The sequence below is a fragment of the Pseudomonas sp. JZ114 genome (genome assembly GCF_051027705.1).
Lineage (GTDB): Bacteria > Pseudomonadota > Gammaproteobacteria > Pseudomonadales > Pseudomonadaceae > Chryseomonas > Chryseomonas luteola.
On record NZ_CP069257.1, the window covers coordinates 624,576 to 642,523 of the forward strand.

Consider the following 17,948-nt stretch of genomic DNA (forward strand, 5'->3'; position numbering starts at 1 on the left):
CGTGATGATAACGTGCAAGGCACTTGCCGGACTGTTGCTTTACCCCGACCAGGCCCTCATGGAGGCCCTGCCGGATATTCGATATATCCTGAATGACTCACCGCTACCCGTCACACAGCGTGACCAGGTCATCGCCTTTTGCGACCATCTGGCAGCGACTGACCCTATACAGGCGCAAGGGAACTATGTGTCGCTGTTTGATGGCGGCTCACGCTCCCTCTCGCTCTATCTATTCGGTCATGTGCACGGTGACTCACGGGACCGGGGCCAGGCCATGGCCAACCTCGTCGAAGACTATCGGGCCGTTGGGCTAGAGCTGTCAGGCGATGAGTTGCCCGATTTTCTACCGGTCTTTCTGGAATACGTTTCGTGTCATGCACCCTCCGACGCCGCCGTCCTGCTCGGTGAGATTGTAGAGATCGTTGCGCTTCTGGCCAGTCGTCTCGAGAAACGCGAAACACCGTATGCTGCAGTGCTGCGCGCTATCGAGGCATTAGGTTCACGGCCAGCTGACGCCGAGGTAGTCGCCTCCAGGCTGGCCGAGGGAGAACAGGAAGATACCCCTGAGGCACTGGATGCCCGCTACGAAGAAGCACCTGTCAGCTTTATGGAGCCCGTAGCTGCCGATAGTGCCTGCTCGAACGCAGCCGCCCTGGTTGCACAGTTCGAACGCGATGTGCAGGTTTCACCCATCCGTCTCATAGAACGCTAGAGGTATGCCGCATGAATTGGCTCAACCAGTTCCTGTTCGGGTTTTACCCGTACCTGTGCATGATCTGTTTTTTTCTGGGCAGTTGGGCACGATTTGACCGCAGCCAATTCTCCTGGCGAAGTCAGTCAAGCCAGTTTTTGAGACGTCGCCAGTTGGTTTGGGGCAGTAATCTTTTTCACATCAGCATTCTGGGCCTTTTTGTCGGGCATACTGCGGGGTTACTTACGCCGCCTGAGGTCTACCATGCCCTCGGCCTGACCGTGAAAGCCAAGCAGATCCTGGCTATCGTGACGGGTGGTGCGCTCGCCGCCCTCGGCGTAGTGGGCGGAATTTTGTTGATACATAGGCGCCTGACGGATGCCCGCATTCGCCAGACCAGCAAGCCGACCGATATTTTCATCCTGCTCTTCATCTTCTTCCAACTCTGCCTCGGGATCAGCACGCTGCCCGAATCGTCGCAAAATCTGGACGGCACCTACATGCTGGTGCTTGCCGAGTGGTCTCGCAGCATTCTCTTGTTCCGCCCGGGCTCGGCGCAGCTGGTGGCCGACGTGCCTTGGGTCTATAAGCTGCATCTGGTTTGCGGTATGACGCTGTTCCTTCTTGTGCCTTTTACCCGGCTCGTCCATGTCTGGTCTGCGCCTGTCTGGTACCTGGGCCGCCCTGGATGGCAGATCGTTCGCAAGAACGCCAACATTTCCAAGGAGGGCGTATGACGCCTTTCCAGCGAATGCTCTGGCTGTTATCCGGTGTTCTGTTCATGGAGGCAGCCCTGGCAGCAGGCGCTGCCGATGATGTAGCGCCGCAGCCGGGGATCGCGCCATTCGGGGATCAGATTGCCGAGCAGCGTCTGCCGCTGTACCACCGTGTTGCGCCGCTTGTGGCTATCGCTGGTCCGATTGAGGACGAGGGTGTGGTTGAAGCCAAGCGCGTAGGTTTCGCCATGATTGTGGATCTGAGGCCAGCGGAAGAAATCGCATCCGAAAAACAACATGCGGAATTCGCACGCATCCGCTACGCCAACCTTCCCGTTCAGGACCTGCCGACACAGGAGCAGGTCAAGCAGTTTTCGGACTTGCTGGCCGATCGCAGTAACCTACCGCTGTTACTGCACGGAGGTACCACCGACCAGCCCGGTGCCATGTGGGCCTTGTACAGGGCCTCGCTCGGCGTTCCGCCCAACATTGCGCTGGACGACGGCATAACAGCCGGACTACAGCAGAGCACTTCTGCTGTCCGTACCCGGCTCGACGAACATAAAAAAAAGTAGGGACATGACAATGATCACCGTTGACGGTATTGCCATTACTGATGACCTACTTTCGCTGGAGGCCCAACTGCAGGACGCCGATGACCCAGCCGCTGCCTGGGAACAGGCCGCACGCGCACTCGTCGTTCGAGAGCTGCTTTTGGCCGAGGCTACACGGCACGGTATCACCGGTCAGGATGCTGAGCCCGGTGAGGAGGCCGACGAGGCCGCCATCAGGCGTCTGCTCGAAACTGAGCTGAAGCTTCCAGAGCCAACCGAGACAGAGCTGGAGCGCTGGTACCAGCACAACCTTGATCGTTTGAAGCGTCCTGACCGTTGGCAGGTCCAGCACTTGCTGATCGCAGCGAACCCCGGTGATGAACGCGCCATTGGGGCGGCACGGGAAAAGGCAGAAACGATGCTTGCAGAAGTGCTTGATGACCCGACAGCACTGACCGTGTTGGCGGCCCGCTTCTCTGACTGTCCTTCAAGAACGCAGGGCGGCGATCTGGGATTGATTGAGCGTGGAAGCACAGTGCCGGAATTCGAAACCCACCTTGCCGGACTGGCAGCAGGTGAGGTATGCCCCACAGTTGTTCAAAGCCGGTTCGGCCTGCATATCATCCGTGTGCTGGCTTGTCATAAAGGACGGGTACCGCCACTGCAGGCAGTACGCCCGCGAATTATCGCCTTTTTGCAGGAAACCAGTTGGCGGCAGGCCGTGCAGGGCTATATCGCCTCACTGGCCGCACGCGCCAGCATCAAGGGCTTCGACCTTTTTGCAGGCGAGAGCGCCCCTGCTCGACCCTCAGCGTGGCCGGCGGGATCATCGTGCACCGCCGCGGGCGCTTCCGCTGGCCACGCCCCGAACCGAGATCCCGTGATCATTCCCGCGAGGAACTGCTCTTGAAAACCGGATCGGCAGCAATCGCATCCTCAAACAGCACACAGTCCTTGCGTGTGCTCGTGATGAGCACCTTGGCATTTCTGATCTCCTTTGCCGTCTGGATGATGTTTGGCGTGATCGGCATCCCCATTCAGACCTCCCTAGGGCTCAGTGCATCTGAGTTCGGCCTGCTTACCGCCACGCCAGTCCTGACCGGCGCCATTTTCCGGTTGCCGCTGGGTATCTGGACAGACCGCTTCGGTGGTCGAACAGTGATGACCTTGCTGCTTCTGACGTGCACCGTTCCCCTCTGGCTAGCCTCCTACGCAAACCAGCTCTGGCAATTCCTGTTGTTGGGGCTGGCACTTGGGCTTGTGGGAGCCTCATTCTCGGTTGGAACGCCCTACGTGGCTCGCTTTTTTCCCAGCGAGCGCAAAGGATTTGCGATGGGGGTATTCGGAGCAGGTACCGCTGGCGCCGCCATCAACATGTTCCTGGCGCCCACCCTTGTTGCCCGCTACGGCTGGGAGAGCGTGCCGCGTGTGTATGCCGTGGCGCTTCTCGTGACGGCGGTTCTGTTCTGGATAATTGCCGCACCGGATACCAGAGCCCCTGGACGCTCCGTTCCGGTTAGACAGCAGCTGGCTGTTCTGCGGGATGGGCGCGTCTGGAAATATTGTCAGTATTATTCCGTTGTATTCGGGGGCTTCACAGCGCTCTCGATCTGGATGCCACAGTATTACCTGAACGAGTACGGTCTCTCGATTGCTCAGGCTTCACTGCTGGCAGCCTGCTTCTCCCTTCCTGGAGGTGCCCTTCGAGCGCTCGGCGGCTTGCTGTCAGACCGGCTTGGTGCCCATGCTGTAACGTGGTGGGTATTGTGGATCGCGTGGATCAGTCTATTTCTACTTTCCTATCCGCAAACCGATTTTACTGTTCAAACTATCCGGGGACCGATGAACTTTCATCTTGGCCTTCCGGTTTGGGGAGCAACAGCACTGCTGTTTATTCTAGGTATCGCTTTTGCCTGCGGCATGGCTTCTACCTTCAAGTACATCGGCGATGATTTTCCACAAAACATGGGCATCGTTTCAGGCATCGTCGGCATGGCGGGAGGACTGGGAGGGTTCCTGTTGCCTATCCTGTTTGGCACACTGCTCGACTTCCTGGGTATCAACTCAAGCTGCTTCATGCTGCTCTACGGCATCGTGTGGGTGTCGCTGATCCTGATCTACATCACCGAAGTACGACGATCACCTCCATTGGGTACCTCCTCTAAAGAGCAGACCCATCATTCGTAGCCGGGCAAAGGGCAGTTCTCCTCTGCCCCAACGCAGTAACAGGTCCGTCTTGCGAGTGCGCCTGATTACTCAAATAGCAGGTAATCAGGCGATTGCACTGCTGGCATCCGCCAGGTGTATAGTCGCTGGGAGCGACCCTAGCCACTACGCGCCTTCAATGACAGCTAATGGGCAGAAGCAGCGGCCCTGGCACGTGCCGTATGCAGTTTCTTATAGCTGTCGATCAGTCGCAGGTGTCTATCCAGCCCCTCCAGCTTCATGCTGGTGGGCGTCAGGCCAAAGAAGCGGATGCTTCCATCCACTGAGCCCAGCACTGCATCCATGCGCTGATTGCCAAACATCCTGCGGAAGTTGACTTCATAGTCGGCCAGCTCCAGCTCCTCGTCCAGCGATACCTCAAGTACTGCATTCAAAGCCTGATAGAACAGGCCACGCTCAACGGTATTGTCGTTGAACTGCAGGAAGGCACCGACCAGTTCATGCGCTTCCTCGAACTGCTTCAGTGCCAGATAGATCAGCAACTTCAATTCAAGAATCGTGAGCTGTCCCCAAACCGTGTTGTCATCAAATTCGATGCCGATCAGGGTAGTGATGTCGGTGTAATCATCCAGCTCGCAGTTTTCCAGGCGCTCAACCAATGCTTCCAGAGCGGCGTCATCCAGACGGTGCAGATTCAGAATATCAGCGCGAAAGGACAGCGCCTTGTTGGTGTTATCCCAGATCAGATCCTCTACCGGATAAATCTCCGAATAGCCCGGCACCAGGATACGGCAAGCCGTTGCCTCCAGGTCCTCATATACCGCCATGTACACTTCCTTACCCATATCCTCGAGGATACCGAACAGCGTCGCGGCTTCCTCAGCATTGGCATTTTCACCCTCGGCTGAAAAATCCCATTCGACAAATTCGAAATCCGCCTTGGCACTGAAGAAACGCCACGACACTACACCGCTGGAATCAATGAAATGCTCAACGAAGTTGTTCGGCTCGGTCACGGCCTGGCTTTCAAACGTAGGCTGAGGAAGATCATTGAGACCTTCGAAGCTGCGCCCTTGAAGCAGTTCTGTGAGGCTGCGCTCAAGCGCTACCTCCAAGCTTGGATGCGCGCCAAACGAGGCGAATACGCCGCCGGTACGTGGATTCATCAAGGTGACGCACATCACCGGGAATTCACCTCCGAGCGATGCATCCTTTACCAATACCGGGAAGCCCTGCTCTTCCAGTCCTTGGATGCCAGCCAGAATAGCCGGGTATTTTGCCAGCACGTCCTGCGGTACGTCAGGCAGGGCAAGTTCCCTTTCCAGGATTTCACGCTTCACCGCGCGCTCGAAAATTTCCGACAGACATTGCACCTGCGCTTCAGCCAGCGTGTTACCAGCACTCATGCCATTGCTCAGGTACAGGTTTTCGATCAGATTGGACGGGAAATACACCACCTCGCCGTCCGACTGACGTACAAAGGGCAGCGAACAGATGCCGCGCTCGACGTTGCCGGAGTTGGTGTCATACAGATGCGAGCCGCGTAGCTCCCCATCAGGGTTGTAGATTTCCCGGCAGTATGCATCGAGAATTTCAGATGGCAATGCATCCTTACGGCCTGGCTTGAACCACCGTTCGTTCGGGTAATGCACGAACTCTGCATTGGCAATGTCTTCACCCCAGAACTGATCGTTGTAGAAGAAGTTACAGTTCAGACGCTCGATAAACTCGCCCAAGGCTGACGCCAACGCGGCTTCCTTGGTGGCCCCCTTGCCATTGGTAAAGCACATCGGAGAATGAGCGTCGCGTATATGCAGCGACCACACGTTGGGAACGATATTTCGCCATGAAGCGATTTCAATCTTCATGCCCAGGTCGGCCAGAATCCCCGACATGTTGGCAATAGTCTGCTCAAGCGGCAGATCCTTGCCTGCAATAAAGGTGTTCGTGTCAGAGGCCATGCTCGGTATCAGCAGCGCCTGAGCATCGGCATCCAGGTTGTCCACTTCCTCAATGACAAATTCCGGGCCGGTTTGCACCACCTTCTTTACCGTACAACGGTCGATGGAGCGCAAAATGCCCTGGCGGTCCTTGTCAGAGATATCTGCCGGCAACTCGACCTGAATCTTGAAAATCTGCTGATAACGGTTTTCAGGATCAACAATATTGTTCTGCGAAAGACGAATGTTGTCGGTAGGGATGTTGCGTGTCTGGCAATACAGCTTCACGAAATACGCAGCACATAACGCTGATGAAGCCAGGAAATAATCAAAAGGCCCAGGCGCCGAACCGTCCCCCTTGTAGCGGATAGGCTGATCGGCTATGACCGTGAAGTCATCGAACTTAGCCTCAAGCCGAAGGTTATCGAGAAAATTGACCTTGATTTCCATGCAAAACTACCGAAACGTGAATAAGCGAATTGGCTGCCATTATCCCGCATCTCGACAAGAAGTTTTTGCTTTTGGACGAAAGCGCCAGAATGGTCTCGCCTGAAAGCCAGATTTCTGACTGCCCAAGGGGTCCCTTCTTGACCAGGCACTGCCTACTCGACCTGAAAAATCAAACCCGATAAACGGTCTTCCTGCTGAAAGCATTGCGCCATCAAGTATTTAGCAAAGCTATCAGGACTTTAATCCTAAATGTTTCCTTATATGTAAAGGTTTTGGCACGTCACTTGTAATCAAGGGCACAAGCGTCAGGATGCGCCTCTTGGTATCTCCTAGTACCAAGACCTCATTACTTTTTATTTAGGGCAGCCCCCTCGTATTCATGGACGCGAGACCTAGCCCATCACTAGCAGAGCAGTATGGTGATTATGAGCACGTCCATTCATTTTTCTAAGCGATTCTTCAAGAGCCTGCCCCTTCTCGTGGGTCTTACCTTTGGCTCGGTAGCCGCCCAAGCCGAACCGGTCGATCTGGTTAGTCTGAACCTGTCCGGTGCGGGATTTGCTCCCCATGTTCTACCTGGAATCAATGGCACCAACTATATTTTTCCGGTGGAATCCTACTTCCAGCAGTGGAGCGCCAGGGGTATCAAGACATTCCGCTTCCCCATCATCTGGGAGCGCCTGCAACCCAAGCTGGGCGGTCCTCTTGATCCTACCTATGTAGCCCTGATAGACCGCACCTTTGGTTATGCGCAAAAGCACAACATCAAGATCATTCTGGACCTGCATAACTATGCACGCTATCGCGGCCAGGTGATTGGGACCAGTGGCGTTCCGTATGCGCGCTACCAGGAGATCATGACCAAGATTGCCCAGCAGTGGAGTAATCAACCCGCCCTGTACGCCTACGACATCATGAACGAGCCCAACGGGGCCCTGGCCTACTGGGCGACCGCTGCGCAATACGGTATCAACGGTGTGCGCGCCGTAGACAAGACCCGCCCGATCATTGTGGAAGGTAACGGCTGGTCGAGCGCTACGCGCTGGGCGGAGTGGAATGATCCCTTGCTGAACCTGAAGGATCCGTCCAACAACATCATTTTCTCGGCGCACTCGTATTTCGATGAGAACGCCGGTGGCAGCTATGGTGACGTAGACGTCAACAAGCTGGACGTGATGTATGGCGTGAATCGGGTCAAGCCGTTCGTAGAGTGGCTGAAGAAGCATGGTCAGCGTGGCTATATTGGTGAGTTCGGCGTACCGGATAACAACCCGCGCTGGAACATCCTGATGGACAACATGCTGGCCTACCTGAAAGAGAATTGCGTACCGGCATCCTACTGGGCGGCAGGTCCGGGCTGGGGCAATTATTTCATGTCGGTTGAGCCGGTAAATGGGCAGGATCGCCCGCAGTGGCCGACGCTCAAGAAATACATGGATAACACCAGCTGTACGGAAATAGGCCCGAAGAAGGCAGGCGCCTCCACGACGCCAACGCCATCCACTCCGTCTGTGGGTACAACTCCGGTTGCGACCACACCGTCTACGGGTACTGGCTCTTCCACAGCACCGTCGACTTCGGTACCACCGGCAGCAACTCCAATAACCACCACACCTGTTGCTGGAGTAGACGGTGCAGTTAGTAGTGTAATCAACAACTTTACTAACGCCGATTGGCTCAATGGTGTTTATCGCAAGAAAGCCGGTTTCTCGATCCCTGCTACGGCCGCTAATAAGGCTGCCTTCATAGTAGGTGCTTCGGTGCGACTTGCTAACGGAGAGGTCAGAAAGATCTCTGCTGTCCAGATCGGTACCAATATGGCGGTGTACCTGGACGGCGCTCCGGTAAATGGATCGATCGTAGGCTATCCTAATAAGCTGGCGTTGGTATCGGCAGTACTCGCCACAAGCCCGATCAATGACTTTACCAATGCTGACTGGCTCAACGGTGTGTACCGCAAGAAGGCTGGCTTCTCGATTCCTGGCACCTCAACCAACCAGGCGGCATTCAAGGTAGGAAAATCTGTACGCCTTGCCAATGGCGAGGTTCGCAAGATTACCTATGTCCAGGCAGGTAAAAACCTTGGGGTTTATCTCGAGGGCGCTCCGGTAAATGGATCGACCGTAGGTTATCCCAAGACATTGGCGGCGCTAGCCAACTAATCGGAGCTATGCCTCCAGAGCCTCTTTCGCCAAGAGGCTCTGGAACTTAATCGTTGTCCTGCATAGCAATTGATTCGGTTCATCATAAGTCCTTGAAACATAATGAAAGCATTTATAAGCGTAATAATCAGGCATCCTTGTAGTTACTGTCTTTAAATGAACCAACACGTTCATAAATACAGCTAGGTGAACCTACTATTGAATGCTTTTATAGAATGGCTGCTGAGTAAACCCGAGCGCACCAGTGATTGGGACTGGTTAGGTGATCTGGAAGCACGTAGCGCTGAAGATGAGCGTGACGATACTGACGTGGAGTTTTAAGCGTATGAGGCGTTATCGGTATGCTTCATTTTCTGTAGTTTGCCGTGTTAAAAGCCTTTATCCGCTTAATATAACGTTAGCCACCTCTTCCCCATGATGCGATTCGTGAGAGGAAAGCTGCCTCAAGCTTAAAGCTTCTGCTTTATCGGATAACGCCCTTTTCTTTTCGACTGATAAGGTTTGATATACAGAGAAGCCTTATCCTTACAACCGAACACCCGCCTTGCCACGGAATGAAAACCAAGCGCTCTTTACTAGCAAGCTTTCAACGGCAACTGGCTAAGAACTGGAAGGAGCGGAGCATACTTTTGCAGGGTCAGTAACTCAGGGACAGCGGGCAGCACGAAGCCCTGCATGCTCCAGCAAACCTCGTTATCATTGCTTCCGCTCCAATAACTCATCTCACTTGACCACTCTTCATCAGGCGAAGCCAACTTCCTTTGTTAAGATCTCTCCTTCTTCAGATCACGCCGGTTTTCTGACGGGCCCAGCATCAAGCGTATCAATCACCGTTGTAATTGGCGCCTATCGGCCATAAGTGATCGTTCGGAGGATGATGCTCGGAAAAGCATCGTTGCAATGCTATTAAAGTAGCCAGGCAAGCAATCAGACTTGCCAGGTAGTTGGACTATGGAAACGAGTGATCGCCCCGTGAAACCTGACAATGTGGTTCATGAGTACACGTCTGCATTAGTACTGGGCATTCGCTTCGTCTGTGTATTGGCGCTGTCTGCAATGATTGCCGGTAAGCTTTCCAGGCTTATGGGTACTGACAATGTTGTTGTTTATTTCCTGGTGTTTATTGCGCTGGTCGTGCTGTTGAACAAGATTCTGGAAAGCCTGTTTGCGCGCCGCAAGTTGGTGCCGGAAGAGGAATGAGATTTACATTACTGCTTCCTATACGATCGGCACCATTGATCGCTGACGCGGTTAGCTATCGCACTTCATGGTATCGCTTGCACAAAGGAGCAAAAACGGAATCCGTCATCGCTCTATGATTGTCTATGCTGCATAACCAGACGCCCCACGGATCTCGCAGCCATGACAACAATTCCCTCCAACAAGGCAGCCGTACTGGCTCAAGCGCTTATTCGCAACCTGAACAATGCGTCGCTGACGCATGAAACCTACGGCCCTTTGTTTGAAAGTCAGAGCGGCAGCCTTTCTGAAGGAACAGCCGCACAAAAGCTTGGTTTTTCGCTGGATATCGTTCCGCCAGGCAAGCGCTCATGTCCCTATCATTTTCACCATGCTCAGGAGGAGGCATTTCTCATTCTGGAGGGCACGGGTACGTTGCGGGTAGCAGGCGAGCATGTGCCGATACAGGCCGGCGATGTGCTTTTTATTCCCGCCGGCCCTGACTATCCACATCAGATCATCAATACGTCTCACGCTGAGTTGAAATACCTGTCAATCAGCACGAAAGAGTCGCCCGAAGTCGTGGAGTATCCAGATTCGGGTAAGTACCTTGCGACTGCCAGTGCCAAGGGAATCAAGGCGTTTCGCGCCCTACAGAGGACCGAGGCCAACTTGGACTATTGGGAAGGTGAAATCTGAACACGGCTGTGTTCTGGAGGCCTCTCTATGCCCGAGGTTATGTCGTTAGAGAGGCATTGCTTGCTGCCGTGACCTGTATGGGCGTGCGCTTTTTCCATTTCCAGCCAGCAGCCATCCTGCTACAGGCACGGTCGTTATAGAACGCCGTTCTGCTGATACGGCAGCGCTTCACGCTCAACAGCGTCCTACTGTGTAAGCCTCCGGGCACGCCTAAGCCAGGGATGTGTCATGCAGGCGGCTCTTGAGCCATCCGAGGGTAAAAGACGGCAATGGCAAGCGACTTTGAAAGTCGTCTCCCTGGCCAGGAGTCTCACCTGTGTAAACTGTATACGTCCAAAGGTTGTCAACGAAACGATAATCGCGTTCACTACCCTGATCTATCGTCAGGGGCAGCCGTGAAGTACGCCTCGCTTCAAGGTATAACTCATAATGCGTACACTCGCGAATGATCTTTCCATCATCGCTAGAATCAGTGCTGTTGGTGTTATTCTCAAGGTCATATCTGAAAGCACCCTTCTTCGTTTTGTCGCAATCGCACGGGTAACTGAAGATTCCTGGACAACCTGTGCCGTATTGGACCTGATCGGCTTTGGGCTCAAGGTAGGCGATCCTCTGGATGTCACCACAACACTGTGCCGCGAAGTCCATGCAAGCCAGGACTCGATCCTGATCAATAACGCCAGTGCAGATACGCGCTACTGCAGCCACCCAACCCCCAAGCAGTATGGTTTTGAAAGTTATATCTCGGTTCCCATCTTCCGGCGCGATGGCAGTTTCTTCGGCACGTTGTGCGCACTGGATCCAGAGCCCGCGAATCTGGACGAGACGAAAACCTTGGCAATGATGAGTTCGTTTACTCATCTGCTTTCGCTGGAAATAGAAACCCAGGAAAACCTTATCGAAACCGAAAGCAAGCTGCTTGATGAAAAGCTGACGGCCAAATCCCGAGAGCATTTTCTTGCCTTGGTTGGCCATGATCTGCGCAATCCACTGTTCTCCATTTGTGCGGGTGCACAGCGGCTGCTGAAAACACCGCGCGAGGATCAGGAGCGCTCGCTGGTCGAACTGATCCACGCTTCTGCCCAGCGAGCCCTACGAATGGTGGAAGACATCTTTGATTTCTCCAGAGGACAGCTGGGTAACGGCATCCCGCTAGCCAAGGAGGAGCGCGGCAACCTGGAACTGCACCTTCGGCAGGTCGTCAATGAGCTACAGGCAACCTACCCTGATCGCTGCATTGAAAGCGCGGTAAATACATTGGGGACGGTCTATTGCGATTGCGACCGCCTGGCGCAGCTTCTGTCGAACCTGACAGCCAACGCCATTCAGCACGGCAATCCGCAGAGCCCTATTCTGATCCGTGCAGAGGTGGAGAATGGTTTACTGACGCTATCCGTCCACAACGATGGCGAGCCTCTTTCTGAAAACATCCTGTCTGGCCTGTTCCAACCGTATTGGCGGGCCAGCCGAACGACGCTTCAGACCAACCTGCAACAGGGGCTGGGTATCGGGCTGTACATCGTCAATGAAATTGCCCGCTCCCATGGTGGCCATATGAAGGTAAATTCCAACCGAGACAGCGGGACGGTATTCACCCTCACCATGCCAGTAAATCGCTAGCAAGCAAGCGCTCTAGCATCGCCTTTCGAGCTGAATGGTAGGAACATCGGCGGTGCTGTACCTGTCGAAGTGAAAACAACGACAGAATGGTTTTATGACAGTGAACGCCTTGAAATACCGCCTTGCCTCGCTCGATCCACCGGTCAAGTACACACTTGAGAGTCGCGGCGATGTATTTGTCATTACGCTCATCGACCCGCGAACGCCTGCCAAGGTTGAGCGGAGCCTGCTTAATCGTCATGCCGCGAATCAGGAACTCATGAACACCATCATTGAAGATGCCATCCATGAGCTCCGTCGCAAAAGTTCTGCCGTTGCACGGGATCTATAAGCGCAACCGCTTACAAGCAAGCGAACGGTAACGATTCTGTCCTCGTTTTAGTACCCAACGGTAAACCGGTTGCGGAGATGCCTGCCTTGCTCCAGTTCGTCAACCATGGCGATTGCATAATCTTCGAATGAAATGTGGCTCCGTCCCTTCTGATCTACCAGTAGGCTGTCTTCACCCAGTCGAAACGTCCCAGTGCGTGGCCCATGTACGAATTCGGCCGAGGGCGAAAGGAATGTCCAGTCAAGCGCTGGCTCCCTTTGTAATCGCTCGAGAAAGAGCGCACCCGCCGAAGCCTCTGGCTTGTATTCCGCTGGGAAATCAGGCGTATCGATTACTCTGACTCCGGGTGCCACCTCAAGGCTTCCCGCGCCACCCACTACCAGATAACGTCTGATCCCAGCCTTTTTTACCGCTGAGATAAGAGTTTCCGGGTTGCTGCTGGTAAACATGACGGCACTGATAACGGCGTCATGACCCTTTAGGACACCCGTCAATTCAGCTTCGTTATTCGCATCGACCGCTACCGGTAGTACGCCTGCTGCCTTTTTTATACGAGAGGCATTTCTGGCAATTGCAGTCACTTGATGCCCTCGCTTCATCAACTCATCCTGAATGCACGAGCCGGCATTTCCTGACGCGCCAATTAATGCAACCTTCATGTATAGTCCCCTTCCGTTAGTTAGTAACTTTCGGAAACCACGTTAATTGACGCGGTACGTTCCGACAAGAACGCACTTTTTTCTCACTTGGTTACCCTGAGGTGACTGCCAATGAATCAAGCGGCTCTGGCACCCGACACATTTAGCGCTGACTGTCCAACCCGACGGATACTGGATCGAATTGCAGATAAGTGGACGGTGCTGATACTTGATCTTCTGCTGGAAAGTCCCCTAAGGTTCAATGAGCTATTGCGCCGAATCGGCGGGCTTTCCCAGAAGATGTTATCGCAGACGTTGAAAACGCTCGAGCGGGACGGTCTGGTCTTGCGTACGGCATTTCCCACCGTTCCGGTCACCGTGGAATACCGTATCACCGAGCTGGGCGTTACCCTCGCCGAGACGCTCAAGCCACTTCGGTTGTGGGCAGAGGCGAATATGGAGGCGATCGATCAGGCCCAACTGCGCTACGACAGCACGCCTCGGTAAACCAAGGCATGCTGCACGTTACTTTGCACGCGCCAGACAGCGCTGGTAGCGCTCCTCGACACGCTTGGCAAACCAGGCGGTGGTTAGTTTGCGGGTAATCTTGGGGCTTTCGAGCGTAATGCCTGGCAATATGGCCCGAGGTAGCGATTTACCCGCTTTCTTCTCAGCCAGCTCGAAAACGCGGGTGTACAATTTGGATTCCTCGAAATCGAGTGTTTCTCCTTTTTCAAGCGCACGTCGTATGGCCAGTTCACTCATGTCCAGTCGTTTGCCCAGCTTACGGACGGCCAGTTCGGTTGCACTCGGCTCCAGTGAGCCATAGCGGATCAGATCGCCGTCCAGCGCAAGAGAAACGCCTGTCAGACTGCTCACTGCCCGCTGAAACGCAGCATTACGGCTCGAATACCAACCGGCATTGTAATCGGCAAATCGGTAGATCTGTTGGGTGTAGCTGACCGGATAGCCAAGCAGGTGTGCCGTCCCGAAATAGACACCGCCGCGTCGGGTAAAGACCTCGTTACGAATCGATCCGTCAATCGTATAGGGATAACCTCTGGATTGGCGCTCAGCGAACGCTACGCTGACCTGCATCGGCCCGCCAGTTTCAACAGGGTTGAAGCTGCCAAAGAGTGTCTTGCCCAGCGGAACCATGCCAATGAAGTCATCAAAGATATCGCTCAGCTCTTTTTCGGTATGCGCCGCAGCAAGTCGCTCGTTATAGGTTTTGCCGTTGGGTGACCGTAGGCTTAATGCGGTACGGACCAGAAAGGCCGGTATATGCAACTTGCCGGCGCGGCGATCGATTTCCTTTTTCGCAATCGAGCCCATGCCTGGCACTCGAGGGTTTGCCTGAAACGTGGACTCCTGCTCAGTCACCGCCAATACGGAACAGATGTTTTCGGTCGTTGGAGGAATTTTTTGCGCATCGAACGCCATATAAATATCCCTGGCCCAGCCCTGGCGCTCAGACACACTACCAGGCATGAGCCTGACAATCCTGGCTTGTACTTCAGTTGGGCTGGGCGCAGTTACCTGCTGCGGAGAGTGTGTTCCACATCCTGCCAGCATCAATAGGGCTGTAAGTCCAAGAGCGTACCGGCCATAGCGTAAACCGCTATCCAGGCCCCTGGAAATGGAGTGGAATGATACAAGGAACGTGGCCACCGTGGGTGTGAGACGGAGGGTCTGCAAGGATTATGGTTCCCGTGTCGAGGTGAGATGCGTGTGAGACCTGCCCCCTATCGAAAGAATTCCACCTCGATAGCAAACGTAACGGCCTGCCTCATCCTATCGGATATCGGCCTGAACAGCTGAGATCCGGATTGCCAGATGGCCCATCCATTTTTAAGTTGTCATACTGCTGTCTATACTCTCGCCTCAATAACAACAACAGCCGGAGTCGCACCTTGAATATTCTGAAATCTCTCGTGCTTTGCGGGATCAGCCTTGCCGCAACGGCAAATGCCCAGGCCCAGTCAGCTTCCGCTCCCATTACGGCCGACGCACTTCCCGGCAATTACCTGCTGCTCAAACAGAAGATGACCTATCCAGATAGCTGGCTGTCAGGTCATTACAAGCACTTTTCAAAATGGCGTACCTATGCCCAAACGCTACTGCGCGAGGCGTTGCTAACGCCAGATTCAAAGCGTGCCTTCAACGCTCAGGTTATTGATCAGCAGCAGCGTTCAGGCTACAGCGCTCAGAAGATCAGGTTCACGCTGACGGATGAAAGTCGTGTCAACGCTCTGCTTCTTTTGCCTGATACGCCCGGCCCTCATCCCGCGGTGCTAATGCTGCATGACCATGGGGCGCGCTTTGATATTGGCAAAGAGAAGATGGTCAAACCATGGGGTGATCAAACAGTATCTGCTTCCGCGCAGCAGTGGGCCGACAAATATTTCTCTGGCCGCTTTCCTGGCGATGAGCTGGCCAAGCGGGGCTATGTCGTGCTTTCGGTCGATGCCCTTGGTTGGGGTGAGCGCGGCCCGGTGACATACGAACAGCAACAGGCGCTTGCCAGCAATTTCTTCAATTTGGGACGTTCCCTTGCCGGAACAATGGCCTATGAAGACATGCGCTCGGTCGATTTTCTGGCAACGCTCCCCATGGTCGACGCACGTCGCATCGGCGTTGTCGGGTTCTCCATGGGGGCCTTTCGCGCCTGGCAGTTGGCAGCCCTTTCAGACAAGGTTGCGGCAACTGCTGCCATTTCCTGGTTTGGGACTTACCAAGGCCTGATGACGCCGGGGAATAACACATTACGCGGCCAGTCATCGTACTACATGCTGCATCCAGGCATACCGGCCCGGCTCGATATTCCAGACGTTGCCGGAATTGCTGCACCCCGTCCGTTGTTGCTTTTCAACGGTGGAAAGGACACGCTGTTCTCTTCAGAATCGGTCGAAGCGGCTTACGCCAAGGTGCACCGCATCTGGCGTTCTCAACAGGCCGAGCTGAATCTCACCACACAGCTGTGGCCCGAACTTGGCCACGTGTTTGTGCAGGAGCAACAGGAAGCCGCTTTTGTCTGGCTTGATCAGTGGCTCAAGCCACGTTGATATAGAAGGAACGATAGGCATGAAGCTTGACACGATTGCCATTGGCGTCCTGGCGCTGAGCCTGACTGGGTGTGGAACCCTCAATACGGTGTTCCAAGACGATGCGACTACTAGCTACAAGCTCAGGCAGCAGAAAACCTATTGCGAGTCCATAAGCCGGGTCTATAGCGGCGTGGCGTACGATTTCTGCTCACTCAACGCTCCGCCCGTTATCTATCCCCCACCTCAGGAAAAACATGCTGTTCCACTGATTGCGGTAGATATGGCGCTTTCTGGTGTGTTGGATACGTTGGTATTGCCTTACACGATCTATCAGCAGAACAAATACGGCAGTATGGAAATCAAGGGCCAGAAATAGTTTCTCCTTTTCCTTGCAGCCAGTAGTGCCCGCTCGTAAGCGTTCGGATCTGCACTCGGTTAACCAGGTGTGATCGAGTACGAATGCTTACAGCGTGAACTAGGAATCGACAGAAGAACGGCCCAGGGGCCAGAATACTGCATGGGGGCGCAGCCAGCAGTGGCTCGGCAAAACTTCCCAGCCAGGGCAAGGGATGGTGCTCCGTACGACCAACTACCAACACATCCACCTCATCACGGCTGCAATAGTTGGTTACTGCAGCAATGGGCTGTAATCGCCTCGCCTCGACATAATCAAACATAACCAGGTGCAATGCTGCTCGGCTGGCTTGCGCCGGCGCTTGGGCACGCATAAAGGCAGCAGTCCGCTAACAGCTGTTGTCCACCACAAGAAGGAGGCGTTGATAGCGATTCATGCCGCGGCTCCTTGGGGCTCTCCCCCTACCTGATGCCACTATCGTCATACGCCTGTAAAGCCAAGGCTTGATACATATCAAGGAAATGAAGCAGACCTGCGTGTTGCAGGACATCATAAATCACGGCACGTGATGTCACCCAGGTAGAAGGTGTTTCTCAGCCTGCCCCCAGTTATGGAGATCGGCAGCGCCGATTATCCATACGTCGCCAGGTTTCGCATATGACGCAAAGGAGTGCTTAGCTTGGAGGTACGTTCAAGTGGGGCCTACGGAAGTGACTGACATGTCCCAGGCTACTGCGCTCCGCTCAAACGGCAGTCTGTAGTACAGCACGTCGGTTACCTACATAGCCAAGGTCATGATTGCTGGCGGTGAAATAAGGCTGAAATGAAAAGAGCGGTATGTATACAGCACGCACAAGCCTTGATGTAAATCAGTACCAGACGCTCTACATGAGCGTAACTATGGACGAAATCTTACATGGTCCCTGCCCATGAACATACTTATCAAACAGTCACCAGCCCAGTCCCTGCTCCAACTCATGATCCACGGCTGCGATCTACAAGCCGGAACAATGTTGGCCCAGGAGCGCCAGCATGAGCAGTTGGGCCCCGTTCGCCTGTCCAGACATTTGAGACAAGGCTCCACTGCTTTTTTGGATCTTTATCAAAAGCGCTAATCGCTGTTAGGTTAATGTGTCATCCCTTGTGCTTACGCAACAGCTCGCATCAAGCACGAGGGATGGCACCCGTTTCAACGGACTGGATCAGTAGTACCAGTCGCCTTTTCAAGCTGCACCTGTTTTTGCGTACCCAGCAGAAAAGCCGCTTTTTCGGCAAAACTGGTGTGGATATGCAAGGCATTGGCTGGATTACGAAACAATTGATGAGTCATGGCGCTACCCTCTTTAACTGGTGGGCTCTTCAAGGAAGAGACAGGTTCACCATAGGCAGCGCAGGAACAG

Annotated in this window: 20 protein-coding genes; 15 read left to right on the forward strand and 5 right to left on the reverse strand. The window is 54.3% G+C overall.

The window, feature by feature from the left end; all coding sequences use genetic code 11:
- Positions 1-4 precede the first annotated feature (4 nt).
- The 5 genes from narJ to JQR90_RS22365 are packed head-to-tail and all read left to right on the forward strand — an operon-like array spanning position 5 to position 4,148.
- Positions 5-712 carry a nitrate reductase molybdenum cofactor assembly chaperone gene (gene narJ / locus JQR90_RS22345; RefSeq protein ID WP_010798582.1) on the forward strand — a complete coding sequence of 236 codons (708 nt, stop codon included), beginning with the start codon at positions 5-7 and terminating at the stop codon, positions 710-712.
- Positions 713-723: 11 nt separating this feature from the next.
- Positions 724-1,428 carry a respiratory nitrate reductase subunit gamma gene (gene narI / locus JQR90_RS22350; RefSeq protein WP_010798583.1) on the forward strand — a complete coding sequence of 235 codons (705 nt, stop codon included), beginning with the start codon at positions 724-726 and terminating at the stop codon, positions 1,426-1,428.
- Complete coding sequence (locus JQR90_RS22355) at positions 1,425-1,982, forward strand: fused DSP-PTPase phosphatase/NAD kinase-like protein (RefSeq protein WP_010798584.1); 558 nt, start codon at positions 1,425-1,427, stop codon at positions 1,980-1,982. Before narI ends, JQR90_RS22355 begins: the two co-directional genes overlap by 4 nt.
- A 4-nt stretch (positions 1,983-1,986) precedes the next feature.
- Positions 1,987-2,871, forward strand: a complete 885-nt coding sequence (locus JQR90_RS22360) for a peptidylprolyl isomerase (protein WP_083603261.1) — start codon at positions 1,987-1,989, stop codon at positions 2,869-2,871.
- On the forward strand, positions 2,862-4,148 hold the full coding sequence (locus tag JQR90_RS22365; protein WP_073450710.1) for an MFS transporter: 1,287 nt from the start codon (positions 2,862-2,864) through the stop codon (positions 4,146-4,148). The genes JQR90_RS22360 and JQR90_RS22365 overlap by 10 nt, the downstream gene beginning before the upstream one ends.
- 164 nt (positions 4,149-4,312) lie before the next feature.
- On the opposite strand, the gene JQR90_RS22370 is transcribed toward JQR90_RS22365, so the two are convergent.
- A complete protein-coding gene (locus tag JQR90_RS22370; RefSeq protein WP_434140813.1) occupies positions 4,313-6,517 on the reverse strand; it encodes an OsmC domain/YcaO domain-containing protein in 2,205 nt (734 codons plus the stop codon).
- Positions 6,518-6,933: 416 nt separating this feature from the next.
- On the opposite strand from JQR90_RS22370, the gene JQR90_RS22375 reads away from it, so the two are divergent.
- The 6 genes from JQR90_RS22375 (at position 6,934) to JQR90_RS22400 (ending at position 12,508) form a co-directional block, all read left to right on the forward strand.
- A complete protein-coding gene (locus tag JQR90_RS22375) occupies positions 6,934-8,679 on the forward strand; it encodes a glycoside hydrolase family 5 protein (RefSeq protein ID WP_010798588.1) in 1,746 nt (581 codons plus the stop codon).
- 198 nt (positions 8,680-8,877) lie between these two features.
- Positions 8,878-9,000, forward strand: coding sequence for a hypothetical protein (locus tag JQR90_RS22380; RefSeq protein ID WP_256205735.1), 123 nt, complete (start codon positions 8,878-8,880; stop codon positions 8,998-9,000).
- Positions 9,001-9,630: 630 nt separating this feature from the next.
- Positions 9,631-9,879 (forward strand): hypothetical protein, encoded by a 249-nt coding sequence (locus JQR90_RS22385; protein ID WP_010798589.1) that lies wholly within the window; start codon positions 9,631-9,633, stop codon positions 9,877-9,879.
- 162 nt (positions 9,880-10,041) lie between these two features.
- Complete coding sequence (locus tag JQR90_RS22390; RefSeq protein WP_010798590.1) at positions 10,042-10,557, forward strand: cupin domain-containing protein; 516 nt, start codon at positions 10,042-10,044, stop codon at positions 10,555-10,557.
- A gap of 429 nt (positions 10,558-10,986) precedes the next feature.
- Positions 10,987-12,177 carry a GAF domain-containing sensor histidine kinase gene (locus JQR90_RS22395; RefSeq protein ID WP_010798592.1) on the forward strand — a complete coding sequence of 397 codons (1,191 nt, stop codon included), beginning with the start codon at positions 10,987-10,989 and terminating at the stop codon, positions 12,175-12,177.
- Between the two features lie 94 nt (positions 12,178-12,271).
- Positions 12,272-12,508 carry a hypothetical protein gene (locus tag JQR90_RS22400; protein ID WP_010798593.1) on the forward strand — a complete coding sequence of 79 codons (237 nt, stop codon included), beginning with the start codon at positions 12,272-12,274 and terminating at the stop codon, positions 12,506-12,508.
- A gap of 47 nt (positions 12,509-12,555) precedes the next feature.
- Here the strand turns inward: JQR90_RS22400 and JQR90_RS22405 are convergent, their stop codons facing one another.
- Positions 12,556-13,167: an NAD(P)-dependent oxidoreductase gene (locus JQR90_RS22405; RefSeq protein WP_010798594.1), complete on the reverse strand. Its 612-nt coding sequence runs from the start codon at positions 13,165-13,167 to the stop codon at positions 12,556-12,558.
- Positions 13,168-13,278: 111 nt separating this feature from the next.
- Here JQR90_RS22405 and JQR90_RS22410 point away from each other — a divergent pair, with 111 nt between their 5' ends.
- Complete coding sequence (locus tag JQR90_RS22410; protein ID WP_010798595.1) at positions 13,279-13,653, forward strand: winged helix-turn-helix transcriptional regulator; 375 nt, start codon at positions 13,279-13,281, stop codon at positions 13,651-13,653.
- 18 nt (positions 13,654-13,671) lie between these two features.
- On the opposite strand, the gene JQR90_RS22415 is transcribed toward JQR90_RS22410, so the two are convergent.
- The gene (locus JQR90_RS22415; protein ID WP_051370256.1) at positions 13,672-14,721 is read right to left on the reverse strand and encodes a DUF1615 domain-containing protein; all 1,050 of its coding nucleotides are present in this window, start codon (positions 14,719-14,721) and stop codon (positions 13,672-13,674) included.
- Positions 14,722-15,059: 338 nt separating this feature from the next.
- On the opposite strand from JQR90_RS22415, the gene JQR90_RS22420 reads away from it, so the two are divergent.
- Both JQR90_RS22420 and JQR90_RS22425 read left to right on the forward strand, forming a co-directional pair.
- A complete protein-coding gene (locus tag JQR90_RS22420) occupies positions 15,060-16,211 on the forward strand; it encodes a dienelactone hydrolase family protein (RefSeq protein ID WP_010798597.1) in 1,152 nt (383 codons plus the stop codon).
- Between the two features lie 19 nt (positions 16,212-16,230).
- Positions 16,231-16,569, forward strand: a complete 339-nt coding sequence (locus JQR90_RS22425) for a YceK/YidQ family lipoprotein (protein WP_010798598.1) — start codon at positions 16,231-16,233, stop codon at positions 16,567-16,569.
- On the opposite strand, the gene JQR90_RS22430 is transcribed toward JQR90_RS22425, so the two are convergent.
- Positions 16,553-16,921 carry a hypothetical protein gene (locus JQR90_RS22430; protein ID WP_010798599.1) on the reverse strand — a complete coding sequence of 123 codons (369 nt, stop codon included), beginning with the start codon at positions 16,919-16,921 and terminating at the stop codon, positions 16,553-16,555. The two genes, JQR90_RS22425 and JQR90_RS22430, sit on opposite strands and share 17 nt — an antisense overlap.
- Before the next feature lie 556 nt (positions 16,922-17,477).
- On the opposite strand from JQR90_RS22430, the gene JQR90_RS22435 reads away from it, so the two are divergent.
- Complete coding sequence (locus JQR90_RS22435) at positions 17,478-17,663, forward strand: hypothetical protein (protein ID WP_037031074.1); 186 nt, start codon at positions 17,478-17,480, stop codon at positions 17,661-17,663.
- A 74-nt stretch (positions 17,664-17,737) separates the two neighbouring features.
- Here JQR90_RS22435 and JQR90_RS22440 read toward each other — a convergent pair whose 3' ends face one another.
- Positions 17,738-17,878 (reverse strand): hypothetical protein, encoded by a 141-nt coding sequence (locus JQR90_RS22440; RefSeq protein ID WP_010798600.1) that lies wholly within the window; start codon positions 17,876-17,878, stop codon positions 17,738-17,740.
- Positions 17,879-17,948 lie beyond the last annotated feature (70 nt).

Coding starts and splice junctions, on each gene's coding strand:
- JQR90_RS22395 (WP_010798592.1), top strand. CDS start 10,987: ATGCGTACACTCGCGAATGATCTTTCCATCATCGCTAGAATCAGTGCT.
- JQR90_RS22360 (WP_083603261.1), top strand. CDS start 1,987: ATGACAATGATCACCGTTGACGGTATTGCCATTACTGATGACCTACTT.
- JQR90_RS22385 (WP_010798589.1), top strand. CDS start 9,631: ATGGAAACGAGTGATCGCCCCGTGAAACCTGACAATGTGGTTCATGAG.
- JQR90_RS22425 (WP_010798598.1), top strand. CDS start 16,231: ATGAAGCTTGACACGATTGCCATTGGCGTCCTGGCGCTGAGCCTGACT.
- JQR90_RS22390 (WP_010798590.1), top strand. CDS start 10,042: ATGACAACAATTCCCTCCAACAAGGCAGCCGTACTGGCTCAAGCGCTT.
- JQR90_RS22355 (WP_010798584.1), top strand. CDS start 1,425: ATGACGCCTTTCCAGCGAATGCTCTGGCTGTTATCCGGTGTTCTGTTC.
- narI (WP_010798583.1), top strand. CDS start 724: ATGAATTGGCTCAACCAGTTCCTGTTCGGGTTTTACCCGTACCTGTGC.
- JQR90_RS22370 (WP_434140813.1), bottom strand. CDS start 6,517: ATGGAAATCAAGGTCAATTTTCTCGATAACCTTCGGCTTGAGGCTAAG.
- JQR90_RS22400 (WP_010798593.1), top strand. CDS start 12,272: ATGACAGTGAACGCCTTGAAATACCGCCTTGCCTCGCTCGATCCACCG.
- JQR90_RS22405 (WP_010798594.1), bottom strand. CDS start 13,167: ATGAAGGTTGCATTAATTGGCGCGTCAGGAAATGCCGGCTCGTGCATT.
- JQR90_RS22435 (WP_037031074.1), top strand. CDS start 17,478: ATGAACATACTTATCAAACAGTCACCAGCCCAGTCCCTGCTCCAACTC.
- JQR90_RS22410 (WP_010798595.1), top strand. CDS start 13,279: ATGAATCAAGCGGCTCTGGCACCCGACACATTTAGCGCTGACTGTCCA.
- JQR90_RS22375 (WP_010798588.1), top strand. CDS start 6,934: ATGGTGATTATGAGCACGTCCATTCATTTTTCTAAGCGATTCTTCAAG.
- JQR90_RS22415 (WP_051370256.1), bottom strand. CDS start 14,721: ATGCTGGCAGGATGTGGAACACACTCTCCGCAGCAGGTAACTGCGCCC.
- narJ (WP_010798582.1), top strand. CDS start 5: ATGATAACGTGCAAGGCACTTGCCGGACTGTTGCTTTACCCCGACCAG.
- JQR90_RS22430 (WP_010798599.1), bottom strand. CDS start 16,921: ATGCGTGCCCAAGCGCCGGCGCAAGCCAGCCGAGCAGCATTGCACCTG.
- JQR90_RS22440 (WP_010798600.1), bottom strand. CDS start 17,878: ATGACTCATCAATTGTTTCGTAATCCAGCCAATGCCTTGCATATCCAC.